Raw genomic sequence first — 13,166 nt, 5'->3', positions numbered from 1 at the left:
GGCCTCCTGAAAAATCGCCCGCCTGATACAATTCTGTCTCAAAGGCTCCTTACCACCCATGGACAAGACATCGAATGGATTTCTTGCACAACTACGTCCCTGCGGGCGGGCAGTGATCGTTCGGAACGAGGAGTTGCTTGTGCAGGTGAAATCCAAACCGGGGCGCGATGATTACCTGACTTTGCCAGGAGGCAAGCAGGAACCGGGTGAAACATTGGTCCAATGCGTGATCCGCGAATGCGCCGAGGAGATCGGGGCGATCGTCAAGGTCGGTCGCCTGCTGCACGTGGCCGAAGTTTTCCGCAGAAAAACCGAAGGCCGCCGTCACCAGATCGATATTTTCTTCGCCTGCACCGTGCCCGAGGATTATGTCCCTCGGCTTGGTTCGCACCCAGATCCGGCGCAGATCGCAACCGCATGGGTCCCCCTGCGTGAAGCCGCAAAGCGGCTGCACCCCGCTTATGGGCCGGTGCTGGAAAACGCTGCCGCCCCTGTTTACCTAGGGGTGTACGATGGCTAACCTGTCGCGCGGCGTCGCCGAGAACCTGCACTTCCTTTGTGCCGAACTGGACGGGCAACTGTCCAATCTTGAAGCCTATTTTGATGATCCTGATCCGGACAAGGCGCAGAAGGTCGTCCTTCGGGCGGGGTATTCCTATAACCTGTGGTCGCGGGTGCAAAGCGCGGCGCTGCGCGGTCTTTCGGCAAAGAATACCACGCGGGAAATGCGGGTTCAGTTGCATAACGCGGCGCTGGTGGCACGCAACCTCGACTTGATCGCGCGCATGGCGCGGCGCAGTCTGGAACATGCAGAAAAGGTCAATCAAAAGGCCCTGCTGCGCCCCGAAACCTATCCACGGGTTATCCGGCGGGTGCGCAAGCGGATCAAGGCGATCTTGCCCGCGATCAATACGCGCGACAGTGATATGGCGATCAAGATCGGTCAGACCAAAAGCGATCTGGACGCGCTTTATGACCAGTTGTTCGATACATATACTCATGACATGCGCAAATCCAAACACACGGAGGATCTGGCGAACAGCCTGCTTGCGGCCAATGAAATCCACCGGATGGGCGAAGCGCTGCAATCGACAAGTGAAGCGATCTTATCCGCAAGCATCGGGCAATCGGTTCATTTCGAGCGCTATTTTTCACTCCGCAATATCCTGTCTGATACAGATGGCACCACCGGTGATCTGGAATTGGAACCGCTGGCAGAAACCCGGTCAGGCAGCACGATTTCGGGCGTTCGGTCCAAGGATGCCACGGGGATGGCATTTGATGCGGTGTTCAAGGACGGGGAACTGGGCAAGATGCGCGAAGAACGCGCCGGTGTAAAACGCTGGGATTCGATCTATCCGGGGCTGGCCCCCAAGATCCTGTCCTATGAAAAAAGCGGTCAATCAGCCGCGCTGTTGATCGAATATCTGCACGGACAGACCTTTGAGCAGCTGCTGCTGGGCGAAAGCGATGCCCTTTTGGAACAGGCACAGACCGTGTTGGCCAAGACGCTGCGCGACATCTGGAAACGCACCCGGACTGACGAACCGGCCGAGATGGCATCGATGAAACAGCTGCGCAAACGGCTGCCCGATGTCTTCCGGGTTCATCCCGGTTTCGAAACGGGCGCGTCGCGGATTGGCGATCTTGATCTGGACGGGTTCGAAACGCTGGTGGGCCGTGCCGCTGAACGCGAAACCGATTTGTCCGCGCCTTTTTCGGTTCATATTCACGGTGATTTCAACCTCGATAACGTGATCTTCGATGCGCCCGAAATGAAAATTCATTTCATCGACCTTCATCGGTCGCGTTTCATGGATTACGTGCAGGACGTGGCGGTGTTCATGGTGTCTAACTACCGGCTTCAGGCGCATGATGCGCAAACCCGACGCCGGGTGGCGCAGGTGGCGGCCAACGTGCATGATATGGCCACCAAATTCGCCCGGTCACAAGGCGACAAGACGTTCGAATATCGTCTGGCCTTGGGGTTGGCGCGCAGTTTTGCCACCTCGACCCGGTTCGTTTTTGACAAATCACACGCCCGGCGGATGTTCGTGCGCGCTCGGTTCCTGCTGGAAACCGCCATCGCCTGTCCGCCGGGCAAGGAAAACCGGCTGAAACTGCCGATTAAGGAGCTTTTTCGTGGCTGAACCAAAGATCGGGGTTATCGGGATTCCGGGGAAATGGTCGACCGAGACCTTGGCCGACGCGGTCGAAGCGCATACCGGGATTCGCCGGGTGATCGACATGGGCCGGGTGGTATTGGATCTCGATACCGGGTCGCTGATGCATGACGGCGAAGACCTGTGCAGCTATGATGCGCTCATCGTCAAGAAGATCAGTGAAATATATAGCCCGCATGTGCTGGACCGGCTGGAACTGTTGCGCATCGCCGAAGCCCGCGGTGTGCGGGTCTTTTCAAACCCCGAAGCGATCCTGCGGCTGATCGACCGGTTGGCCTGCACCGTGTCGCTGCGGCTGGCCGATATTCCGATGCCGCGCACCCGCGTGACCGAAGACCTGTCCCAAGCCGAAGCGGCGGTCGAAACCTTTGGCAGCGCGGTATTCAAGCCGCTCTATTCGACCAAGGCACGCGGCATGTGCGTGATCGACCGGGGGGCAGGTGCGGCCGAGCAAATCCGCGAATTCGCTGCCGAAAACCCAGTGATGTATATTCAGGAAAAACTGGATCTGTCGGGACAGGATCTGGGAATGGTGTTTCTCAACGGTGACTATCTGTGCACCTATGCGCGGGTCTCGGCCTCCGAGACTTGGAACACCACCATTCACAGCGGTGGCAAATACGCGGCCTATGCTCCGGCCCCTGATCTGATCGATCTGGCGCGCCGGGCGCAGGCTCCTTTCGGGCTAAGCTTCACCACCGTGGACGTGGCGATGACCGCAGATGGCCCGATCGTTTTCGAAGTCTCTGCCTTCGGCGGCTTTCGCGGCGCGCGCGACGGGTGCGGTCTGGATGCGGCGGCGTTGTTGGCTCAACATGTCCTCAAAGAGGTCGCGGCATGACATTGCACACCGTTTCTGATGTCTTGAACCGGCTCGACCGGTCGGCTCTGCGGGGCACGCCGCCGCTACTGATCGCCGTCGGCGCATTGCGCCTGCGGGTCAAGTGCAGCACCCCGTTGCGGACCGAATTGGCACAGTATTTCGCCGAAATCCTAACCGGGGACGGGCCAGCGGATATCGAAATCGATATTCTGGACGGGCAGTCGCTCGATCCGGCCCCCGATTGGATCGACTGGGCGCGTGATCCGGGCAAAATCGGGCGCAAGGACGCCGTTCACGACCTTGCGGATGGGCGGTTGATCTACAAGCGGCGGACCGGCGTGACCTTCCTGCAATCGCGCGCGGCGTTGGTGGCTTTCGGCCCGGTGCGCGACAATCCCAGCCAGATGATCAATTTCATCAATACGCAGATCCTGAACACCTGCCTGCGCGATGGCTGGCAGATCTGTCACGCGGCAGCCGTTACGACGCCAGACGTGACGTTGGCCATTGCCGGGTTGTCGGGGGGGGGGAAGTCGACCTCGATTCTGCGAATGATGGATATTCCCGGCACCGCCTTCGTGTCCAATGACCGCCTAATGGTGCGGTCGGGCAACCCGGTTCCGCTAGCGCTCGGTATCCCCAAGCATCCCCGGATCAATCCGGGCACCATTCTGCACAATCCGCGACTGCGCCCGATACTGTCGGCCGATCGTCTGGCCGAACTGACCGCCATGCCAGCCGGGGAGCTGTGGAATCTGGAAGAAAAATACGACCTCATTATACCGGACATATATGGCCCCGGTCGGGTGCGGCTGGATGTGCCCCTGACCGATTTCTGGGTTCTGAACTGGCAGCGCGACGAAACCACCCCGACCACCGTGACAGAAGTGAGCTTGGACGACAGGCCCGACCTGCTTGCCGCGATCATGAAAAGCCCAGGACCGTTCTATGAAGATGCTTCGGGACATTTCCTGACCGACCGCGCACCGCTCGATCCGGCACCATATCTAGCCGCTTTGCAGGGGGTCCGGGTCAGTGAAGTATCCGGTCGGATTGATTTCGACGCGCTTTTCACTGTGGGCAAGCGGTTGCTGGGACCGGACGGATGAGCGGGCGTATCGTTGCCCTGATACGGCACGGCGCCTATGATCAGCGCCATGATACGCCAAGCGCCCTGCAACCTTACCCATTGACCGAAACAGGGATTGCGCAGGCTCGCACCTGCGGCGACGGGATCGCCCGATTGCTGGATGAAAACGGCTGGCGGCTTGATCCGGTGGCCCATTCATCGCTGCAATTGCGCGCGTGGCAGACCGCGCAGACCGTCGCTGAAACCTTGACAGCCGCAGGCCATGACCTGACGATCGGGCAAACGCCGGATCTGTCGGAACGTGCCCTTGGCAGCGCGGCCAACCTGACGATCGGTGAAATCGAGGAGGTGCTGCGTGCCGATCCCCGGTTCGACACCCCGCCACCAGGTTGGAAGGCAGACAGGGACTACCGGTTGCCGCTGCACGGGGCGGAATCGCTTGGAATGGCCGGTGCGCGGGTTGCGGCATGGCTGCGCGATTTGGTGGCGCAACCGGCCAGTGCGGAACTGCCCCTGTTGACGTTGGTTTTCGGTCACGGCGCCGCTTTCCGGCACGCGGCGCATGATCTGGGCGTGCTGACCCTTGCAGAAATCGCCGGATTCAGCATGTATCACGCCCGGCCGTTACTTTTGTGTTACAGAGGCAATGATACATGGGTCCAATGCGGTGGCGCATGGAAGCCCCGCCGCAGACAGGAAACTGCGCTGGACTGAGGACCTCACCCTTGGCTGACCAAGATATGATGCGGCAGTATACTGCCGCGCTGTTGCCGCCCGTTCACGATGCGTTTTGTGATTTTTCGGCACTGCCAAGGCACTGTGCGGCCTGGCCGCTGGCCGAACGGCATTCCGGCGGCGGCACCCATGACAGTCTGCGCGATGTGCAGCAAAGCCTGAAAACTGCCGCTGCGCACGGCGGCTGGCAATGGCCGGGGCGCCCGATCGTATTCCTGTCTGATCCCCATGCCGATGCCGAAGGGTTCCTGCGCTCTTTGGCTGCGGCTGGAACCATTCAGCGCACCGGCCCGCACCCGGCGGATTTCGAACTAACCCGGTTCGGGCGACAGGCGCGGATCGTGGTCGGGGGTGATTGCCTCGACAAGGGGCCAAGCAATCTCGACATGCTCGACGCGCTGGCCGCGCTGTTTGTCAGCAGCGCGGATGTGCATTTGCTGGCGGGCAATCACGATCTGCGATTCATGTTGGCGGTGCAGGCGCTGACCGGGCCGCGCAGCCCGCTGACCGAACATCTTTTCGTGCGGATGGGGCGTAAAACCGTGCCCTTGTTGCGCGAAGTCTGGGATCGATTCCCGACCGCCGCGTTGATGCGCGATCTGCCTGACGAAGCGGCCTGCCGGGCTAGGATATTCCCGACGAAAAAATGGGCGCGGTCCTTCCCGAATCTTGCCTCCGCACATATGTCCGCCGGCGCGATCGACAAGGAATTGCGCCGCCTGCAGGCCAAGCGCGGCCAATTCGATGCCGAAGTCGCCAAGGCCGGGATGACGATGCGCATGGTCTATGCCTCTGCGCTGATGTGCCGGAAACTGTTCCTCGCAGGGGACGGGGCTTATGCATGGTTCTATGACCGGATGGAGGTGATCCAGCGCAGCGGGTCGTTGCTGTTTGTGCATGCCGGTCTGGACGATGCGATGTGTACCCTGCTGGCCGCAGGCGGCCCCGACGCGGTCAATGCCCGGTTTCGCCACGAGGCCCGGCTGGACCCTTTTGCCTTCTACTTCGGCCCAGTGGCCAATCTTGTCCGCACCAAGTATCGTGAAACCGACAAGCACCTGACCGAAGGTGGGGTACGCTGTCTTCATGGGAAAGGGATCAAGATGGTCGTGCAGGGACATGTGAACAACCATCAGGGTCAGCGGCTGCTGGCCAAGCGCGGATTGCTGCATCTGGAAGCCGACGTGACGCTCGACCGTGCCTCGCGCCGGTTGGAAGGTTTGTCGGGCATTGGCATGGGGGCAACGCTGATCTATCCCAGCGGCGATATCATCGGATTAAGTGCCGATTTCCCGCAGGCGAAGCATTTCCACCCCGAACACAGCGCCGTCGGAAGGCGTCCCAAATGAACCTCCCTGACGGCAAATTCCGCCACGAATCGCTACAGGACCGCAAGACTGTCAAGGCGCTGTTGAACGCCCTGACCAAGGGTATCGCGGCTGGTGAGATCACCCTGAGCGACGACGACAATGAACTGAGCTTGCCCATCGAAGGGCTGATGACCCTGCGGATCAAGGCGGACCGACTGGATGGCGCTTGCCGGGTCGATCTGCGGATATCCTGGACCGAGGATACAGCGGTCGAAAACAAAGCTGCACCGCAGGTCAAATAAGCCCCTGACCTGAGCTCCAAGTCCCCTCAAGCTTGTGCAGCGTCCTTGGGGTTAAATCTTTGACCTTAAGCGGCCATCTTGTTCATGACCCTTCTCTGTAAAAATTCGATCGGCGTCAGGTTCCCCAAAGCTGAATGTGGCCTGCGCCAGTTGTAATCCTCCTGCCACTCTTGCAGCGTTTGGCGGGTTCCAGCGGTGCTGACGAAACCACCGTTTCTCAAACGCCCGAGCTAATCATATCGCGGATTTTCACGGCCTTCTCAAAGTGATCAAGCTCATGTATTTTGATCCACCATTCAGCCGCTTCCATAAGCAACTCTGGATCATCATTCTTGTTGGCGAAAAATGCATAGAATGAAAGGCCTACAGTCTCACCCTTCTTGGCAACTTTTTCATTGCAGACCGCAATTGCCTTGGCTCTTAGAGTGGATCTCATATTGAGTTGGACCTTCCTGTTGGAGCTGCACACCGGAGAACATAGTGCGAACGGTTGAGTGCCGCAATGCGATGTGCTTGGTAGGTCTGGGCTCGAAGCTGCCTTGCGCAGCGCGGCGAGCCTTTCTTGATGCCAGCGCCACCACATCAACCTGATCGGTACAGAAAGCCCGGATCGTGGCCGAGACGTTGGTGGAGGGTGCGACGGTAAACGCGGTGGTGCGGGACGGGAAGCTGGTTTTGCCTGCGTTAACGGATGTGGGCTCTCGCTGGGCTGCAGACGTTAAAGTGACAATGTCAGCTTTGGCCATTTGTAAAGTTTCCGAAAACACCGGCATATTGCGCTGGTCACGTTTGAGTCTCGACGCTTTGCCTTGACTGAGCGATTTTCTGGGTCTGTCGCATCAAAGCCGCTGCGCGCCAAAAATGATACGCGCCCCAAAGACCGAAAAATTGCAACGCAGCAAGCGCGTATTTCAGGGTATCCCGGGGCGCTATGCTCTCAAACGCCTGCGTGCTTAATGTTTCGCTCATCAAGCCAACTAAAAAGGGTCCAAGACCAAGGCCGATAAGATTCAATGTGAACATCATGATTGCGGTGGTCATGGGTTTTTCGTCAGGGGGAACTTGGTGATAAATATGTGCAAAAGCAGGGCCAAGATAGATCCCGCCTGCCATCGCGGGCAAGACGAACATAGTCAGGGTCAACGCCGCTGAATCGGTCAGGTAAGCAGTGATTGCAAGGGGTTTGGCGACAAGGATTGTAGCCGCTACAAAGGTCATCCGGCGGGATGCCCCCTTTGCCGCGAGCCTATCGGATAGAACACCGGCAAACCAAGTCGTCAACCCGCCGCCGATCCCAATGACAAGCGCTAGAAAAATACCGATTTGCGTGATGCCCAAATTGTGTGAACGCGCAAGGAACATCGGCACCCAGGCAAGGGCCCCATAACTGACCATTGCCGCCAAAAGGCTGCCTATCAAAACATGGCGAGTCACGCGGTCGCGCAACAATCGCCGTGCGATACCGCGGTAAGTTGGCGGTGGCGCTGATGTGGTCTCCTGCGGTTCTGCTGCTGTTTTTGGTTCGTAAAGCCGAAAGACCATCACCAGCGCCAGCAATATGCCCGGCACACCGGCGACCAGGAATGCCGCGCGCCAGCCAAATTTCGCAGCAACGATGCCACCCAGAATGAAGGCAAAGAAAACGCCGATATTACTGCCTGCTGAAAACGCCGCCAAGGCGGAGGCCCGCTTCTTTTCGGGAAAACTGTCGATGATCATTGAGTGCGCCGCTGGCGTATAACCTGCCTCGCCCACACCGACGCCAATGCGCGCCATCAGCAGTTGTGCATAGCTACCGGCCACGGCCATCAGCGCGGTCATCATGCTCCAGATTGTCAGGGTCCCGACAATGATGGTTTTGCGCCGTCCCGGCACGGTCATACGGGCGAGCGGGAATCCCAGAACCACATAGACAACCGCAAAAGCAACACCCGAAAGGGTTCCGAGTTGTAAATCATTCAGCTGAAACTCCAGGCCAATCTGGTTGAGCGTGATCGACAAAATGTGCCGATCCAGATGATCCAGAACAAAGCCCCCTGTCAAAAGAACCAACAGCTGTCGGCTGAAGCTGGATGAGTTCAGACTCTTGGACATCTACGCTTTTCCGAACTTATCAGGTCGCCACTGCACGGACGGCCCATCAAGGCGGGTTTCCAAGCCAGATCGAACAACCCATCATTGACAGGGGGCTGGCTTTGCTGGGCTGTTTGATCAAAGACCCAAATCTGCCTGAACCTCCGACAAAGTTGCGCGCACCTGATCCTTTAGCCAGTTCAGCCCCGGGTCAGCTTCGTTGCGATGATGCCAGGTCATTTGGAATTGCTGGTTGCTGGCTGGTGTAGGGCTGGGCAGAACCTGTATCTGATCCCGGAGCGGCGACGCCTCGACATGCAAGCGATTAGCATAGCCGATCAGATCCGTTTTCGCGACAATTTCGATGATGGCAGAGGGGCGGGAAACACGCACAACATCGCGTCGTTCTGTTCGCGTTGCCAACCGAAACAAATGCGTATTCGCCAATGCGCCTGGTGCCATGTCAATTGAAACATGGCCAAGCTTCTGAAGCTGCTCTTTGGTGATGGCTCCCTTGATTTCCGGATGATCTTTGCGGGCAATCACAACCAGATCCATCGCCATCAATTCTTCCCATCTCAGATCGGGCACATTCGCTGGAGGAAGCCCGATGGCAAGATCCGCATCGCCGCTTTCTAACGCATCCGCGATCGGTACTTTGGGCGCCAACAGCAATCGAAAGCTGATCCCTGTGTAGGGCTGCACTTTGCGAACAAGATGCGGCATTAGGGTCGTTTCAAAAATATCAAGCATATGCAGCCGGAATTCCCGCGTGTCATTTGACGGATCGAACACGGTGGGCAGGGCGGTAATGCTTTCGATCTCATGCAACGCCCGGCGGATCGGTTCAATCAATTCATCAGCGCGCGCGCTTGGCAGAACACCGCGTGGTTGGCGCAAAAACAGAGGGTCATCAAACACCGCCCTAAGGCGCGCCAGAAGGTTCGACATCGTCGGTTGAGCAAAGCCCAACGCCTGCCCCGCGCGCGAAATGTTGCGCGTGGAATAGATCGCCTCGAATGCAAGCAGATGTTTCAGTTCCAGCTTTCTGATGGCTGTGCTCAGCGTTGATTTGATCAAATCCCGGTTCGTCATTTCAACTTTCAATATCAGGATATTGGTGTTTGCAGGCTTCTAGATGCCTAAAATCACTTATATCAAACAGGGCATTGCGGAAACGGAAAACGAGGATTTTGTAATAATTTGCGATCAGCCAGTGCAGTCTCGGGACCTAGCCAAAATGGTTTTCGCCTGCGAAACGGTTCAGGCTGCAAGCAACAAATCACAATTCTGGCTTCTCGCATTATCAAAAACGCTGTGAAATCTACCATCGTATCTACTCTGGGTATTCACAGAACAGGGGTGCATTGTATTGGACGTGTCGGAAATTCATCAGAAAAGAAGATATCGCGCGCCTGCCAGAGGATTTAAGTGGGCCAGCCCGGAATTGGAGTGTGCCCTCAACCGGGCGACGATCCGCTCGCCATTTCTCAGATCGGTCCTATCGTATTTGTTCCTGCCACTGGTTTGGCGGATGGGTATGAAGATCAACTACTCGACAGAAGATTTTTTTGTTGAAGTGCCGCACCGAAGGATCAACCGAAATGCCTATGGCACCGTTGGCGGCGCGGCACTTTTGGCGAATTTGGAACTGGCAGCGGGGTCTTATCTGTTTATGCGGACAAATGGTCGACACCGTATGGTGTGCCGGAACGCGACCTATCGTTTCATGCTGCCGTCGACCAACGGCCTGCATTTCAAGGTAGAGCCGATCAGCGAGAACCTGGATCATGCAATTGACGCACTTAAGCCCTTTAATACAGACCTGAAGGTCAATGTTTATGCGTGCGGCAAACACCCGGGAGAGACGGGTCGACGTATCGGCCGTGGCGAAGTGCGGTTTCATGTCTGGCCCGTGCAGAGGGATGATTGATGCGCGTTCTGTCATCTGCGTTTTTCCTCGCCTGTTCTTGGTTTTGGTGCATTGGCGGGTTTTTCCCCGTTTTGCTCGAAGCTGAGTTCGGACAGATCGCGTTTGCGGTTTTCGTTGTCCTCAATGTCACCGGTGCAACTCTGTTTGGGTTTGTGATGGATCATCAGAAACGAGCGCGGTTTTTAGGTCGGTTCGCATCTTTGGCGCAGGCGTTCTCCGGCGTTGTTGTCGTGTATCATTTTGCTTTTATCACTTGGATCTCGACCTTGATCGGCTCGTCCTTACCGCTCATCGGATTTGTTGTCTTGACCTGCGCATTTTATGCGGTACGGCGGCATCTTATCGGTATGTCGATCGTTGTGTTTGCGGCCACGTTGGTTCTTTTTGCGATTGCAATTGAATATCCCGCCCAAATTTTGCCGCCGCCTCTGGTTTCCGACGGGTTTATCCATTCCGTTCTGCCGCTTGCGTTTGGGTTTTTGCTGGCACCCTATTTTGACCTGACGTTTCATCGCGCCTATGCAAACAGCCCCTATCCGCGGTTGAGTTTTGTGATAGGAATCGGTGGACTATTTGCGGTCTTGATGGCTGGTATGTTCTTTGCGACGCCCATCCTTTCGGGCCTTCTTGTAGGGCAGGGGGGGGCGGCGTTGGCCATTTTGGTGGGCCTGCTTGTCCTTCAAACGGCTTTTACGACGGCTGCGCATCTGCGCGAACTAAAAGGCAGCCTTTGGGCTGAAGCCAGGCTCAGGTTGCCTTTGGGCGGGTTCATATTCCTGATCTACGCGTTGCATGTCGCCGTCGCCTTCGTTGCCCCAGAGTTTACCGTTGCATTTGGGGATCTGATTTACCGGTCATTCCTGTTTTTAATCGGTGCCGTGTTTCCGGTGTTCCTTGTCTTCGGGGGCATCAATCGCCGCGCTTTGGTTGCCTGTGGGTTTCTGGCTCCGTGCTACACGCTCGGGTTTCTGATCGGAGGTGTCTACGCACCGTTCCTGTCGGTGGGTATCGTAGGTCTGGCAATCCTGATCATCCTTAGACCTGCGCCTGTTCTCAATCCAAGCCGATAACTCAGTCGTCGTCCGATCTCACTTCATTCACCATGCCCGGAGTTGTGCATTGAATACCTTCTCAACCTTCCCTTTTGACCCGCGTCGCGCTCTTTGGGTGTTGGGGTTCATGGCACCGGGACTGGCCCCGTTCCTGTATGGGCTGCAATGGATGGGGGCGCCGGTCTGGGCGGTGGCCGTGACGCCGTTGGTGTTATTGTTCGGGGTCTCGCCGGTGGTTGACCATTTCATCGGAAGGGACACAAGAAACATATCGATCGAGGTCTTGCTGGATCTGGAAAATGACCCTTTCTATCGGCGTTTGTTGCATCTGATCGTGCCATCTTACGCGCTGGGGCTGTTGGCGGCCTGTGCAATCGCGACAAGTGGCCAATTCACACCGGTTCAATGGGTGACCTTTACGATTGGCATTGGGTTTGTTCATTCGCTGATCGTGCTTGTCGCGCATGAGTTAGGGCACGCATTGGCCAAGCGCGATCAGCTTATGGCCGAATTTGCGCTTGCGCTGATTGCCTACGGCCATTTCAGAATTGAACACAATATCGGGCACCACAAGAACGTCGCGACCCCCCAAGACCCGGCCAGTTCTCGTTACAATGAAAGCATCTATCGCTTTGCACTGCGCGAAATTCCGGGCGTCCTGATCGGAGCGATCAAAACCGAGAATTCGCGCCTAAAGCGCCGTGGTCACAACTGGTTGTGCGTTCAGAACAGGTTGCTTAAAAGCTGGGGGGCTACGCTGATCATTGTCTTGATCTTGGTTTCGCTATTTGGTGTCAGCGTTCTTGGGTTTTACGCGCTGCACTGCTTTGTTGCGTGGTTTTCCATATCGATGGCAAACTACACCGCGCATTATGGGCTGTTGCGACGCGTGGTTGATGGCAAGCGAGAGCCCTGTAAGCCAGAGCATTCCTGGAGCTCAAGTTTTCTTTTTTCAAATCTGTTGTTCTTCAATCTGCAACGTCACGCCGATCACCATGCCAATGCGCAACGTCCGTTTCAGAACCTTGCGCATCTTGAGAACACACCCGAATTGCCAGCGGGCATTCCCGGCTTGTTCTGCATGATGTTGGTTCCACCCGTCTGGTTTCGCGTCATGAACCCCCTTCTGTTGCAGGCGGTTGAACATGACATGAGTAGGGTCAATGCCATACCTCGCAACCCATCAAGATTTACTCAAGGTGTAGGCGATAGGTGAAGCTTTCCGCCTGTTTGGCATGGCGGTTCGCCAGGCCGCCGGGTTGCGCAGGGTGCAGTTGCTGCGGCGTATCTGTGAGCCACGGTAGGCATAAGAGGATCGTGAATCAGGCCGGCGGCGAGGAATGGCGCGACCGCCGCGCCTCGCCGAATCCCGGTCAAAGTGGAGCGGTTGAATTTGCAAAAGGTTGCCGCTGGTTTACATGACTAAGATAGTCGGAAAACTCCCTACGCTGAAATGGGGTAAAATAGCACCGATTATGGTCTTCAGGGTTTACCCAAAGTTGACAAATCCACCCCAAAAAACGCCGCTGTCTTTTCGGGCGCGGCTTGTTCGCTAAAGTTGGTTGTGGAATCTCGAACTGGATACTCAGTCACAGGACTGAGCGAAGTATGGATTAAGCGATAATAGACATGCGCGATCAGCAACAAAAGCAGGCGATGGATATT

Annotated in this window: 14 protein-coding genes; 10 read left to right on the top strand and 4 right to left on the bottom strand. The window is 56.9% G+C overall.

Going from position 1 to position 13,166, the window contains the following annotated elements:
• Positions 1-58: 58 nt before the first annotated feature.
• From TG4357_RS07380 to TG4357_RS07350, 7 genes are read left to right on the top strand one after another with little or no spacing between them, the layout of a single operon-like run.
• Complete coding sequence (locus tag TG4357_RS07380) at positions 59-520, top strand: NUDIX domain-containing protein (protein ID WP_058262210.1); 462 nt, start codon at positions 59-61, stop codon at positions 518-520.
• A complete protein-coding gene (locus TG4357_RS07375; RefSeq protein ID WP_058262209.1) occupies positions 513-2,150 on the top strand; it encodes an aminoglycoside phosphotransferase family protein in 1,638 nt (545 codons plus the stop codon). The genes TG4357_RS07380 and TG4357_RS07375 overlap by 8 nt, the downstream gene beginning before the upstream one ends.
• Entirely contained in the window at positions 2,143-3,024 is an 882-nt protein-coding gene (locus TG4357_RS07370) for a GAK system ATP-grasp enzyme (protein ID WP_058262208.1), read from the top strand. Before TG4357_RS07375 ends, TG4357_RS07370 begins: the two co-directional genes overlap by 8 nt.
• The gene (locus TG4357_RS07365) at positions 3,021-4,115 is read left to right on the top strand and encodes an HprK-related kinase B (protein WP_058262207.1); all 1,095 of its coding nucleotides are present in this window, start codon (positions 3,021-3,023) and stop codon (positions 4,113-4,115) included. The genes TG4357_RS07370 and TG4357_RS07365 overlap by 4 nt, the downstream gene beginning before the upstream one ends.
• A complete protein-coding gene (locus TG4357_RS07360) occupies positions 4,112-4,810 on the top strand; it encodes a histidine phosphatase family protein (RefSeq protein WP_058262206.1) in 699 nt (232 codons plus the stop codon). The genes TG4357_RS07365 and TG4357_RS07360 overlap by 4 nt, the downstream gene beginning before the upstream one ends.
• Positions 4,811-4,821: 11 nt before the next feature.
• Positions 4,822-6,180 carry a metallophosphoesterase gene (locus TG4357_RS07355; RefSeq protein WP_233487445.1) on the top strand — a complete coding sequence of 453 codons (1,359 nt, stop codon included), beginning with the start codon at positions 4,822-4,824 and terminating at the stop codon, positions 6,178-6,180.
• Positions 6,177-6,443, top strand: coding sequence for an amphi-Trp domain-containing protein (locus tag TG4357_RS07350; protein ID WP_058262205.1), 267 nt, complete (start codon positions 6,177-6,179; stop codon positions 6,441-6,443). Before TG4357_RS07355 ends, TG4357_RS07350 begins: the two co-directional genes overlap by 4 nt.
• Positions 6,444-6,508: 65 nt before the next feature.
• On the opposite strand, the gene TG4357_RS20020 is transcribed toward TG4357_RS07350, so the two are convergent.
• The 4 genes from TG4357_RS20020 to TG4357_RS07335 all read right to left on the bottom strand — a co-directional run bounded on the left by TG4357_RS20020 (position 6,509) and on the right by TG4357_RS07335 (position 9,611).
• Complete coding sequence (locus TG4357_RS20020; protein WP_082644088.1) at positions 6,509-6,664, bottom strand: integrase core domain-containing protein; 156 nt, start codon at positions 6,662-6,664, stop codon at positions 6,509-6,511.
• On the bottom strand, positions 6,661-6,879 hold the full coding sequence (locus TG4357_RS07345) for a DUF6500 family protein (RefSeq protein WP_058262204.1): 219 nt from the start codon (positions 6,877-6,879) through the stop codon (positions 6,661-6,663). The genes TG4357_RS20020 and TG4357_RS07345 overlap by 4 nt, the downstream gene beginning before the upstream one ends.
• 347 nt (positions 6,880-7,226) lie before the next feature.
• Positions 7,227-8,537 (bottom strand): spinster family MFS transporter, encoded by a 1,311-nt coding sequence (locus TG4357_RS07340; protein WP_058262203.1) that lies wholly within the window; start codon positions 8,535-8,537, stop codon positions 7,227-7,229.
• A 117-nt stretch (positions 8,538-8,654) separates the two neighbouring features.
• Positions 8,655-9,611 (bottom strand): LysR substrate-binding domain-containing protein, encoded by a 957-nt coding sequence (locus TG4357_RS07335; RefSeq protein WP_058262202.1) that lies wholly within the window; start codon positions 9,609-9,611, stop codon positions 8,655-8,657.
• Positions 9,612-10,056: 445 nt separating this feature from the next.
• Here TG4357_RS07335 and TG4357_RS07325 point away from each other — a divergent pair, with 445 nt between their 5' ends.
• Genes TG4357_RS07325 through TG4357_RS07315 form a run of 3 tightly spaced genes read left to right on the top strand, consistent with a single transcriptional unit; the run spans position 10,057 to position 12,717 of the window.
• Positions 10,057-10,449, top strand: coding sequence for a hypothetical protein (locus TG4357_RS07325; protein WP_233487444.1), 393 nt, complete (start codon positions 10,057-10,059; stop codon positions 10,447-10,449).
• Positions 10,449-11,519, top strand: a complete 1,071-nt coding sequence (locus tag TG4357_RS07320; RefSeq protein ID WP_058262199.1) for a hypothetical protein — start codon at positions 10,449-10,451, stop codon at positions 11,517-11,519. The genes TG4357_RS07325 and TG4357_RS07320 overlap by 1 nt, the downstream gene beginning before the upstream one ends.
• 49 nt (positions 11,520-11,568) lie before the next feature.
• On the top strand, positions 11,569-12,717 hold the full coding sequence (locus TG4357_RS07315) for an alkane 1-monooxygenase (RefSeq protein ID WP_058262198.1): 1,149 nt from the start codon (positions 11,569-11,571) through the stop codon (positions 12,715-12,717).
• The last annotated feature ends 449 nt before the right edge of the window (positions 12,718-13,166 follow it).

It is taken from the genome of Thalassovita gelatinovora (assembly GCF_001458355.1).
Classification (GTDB): Bacteria; Pseudomonadota; Alphaproteobacteria; order Rhodobacterales; family Rhodobacteraceae; genus Thalassobius; species Thalassobius gelatinovorus.
Note: the sequence above shows the minus strand (reverse complement) of the source record. Positions and strands in the feature narration are given on the sequence as shown.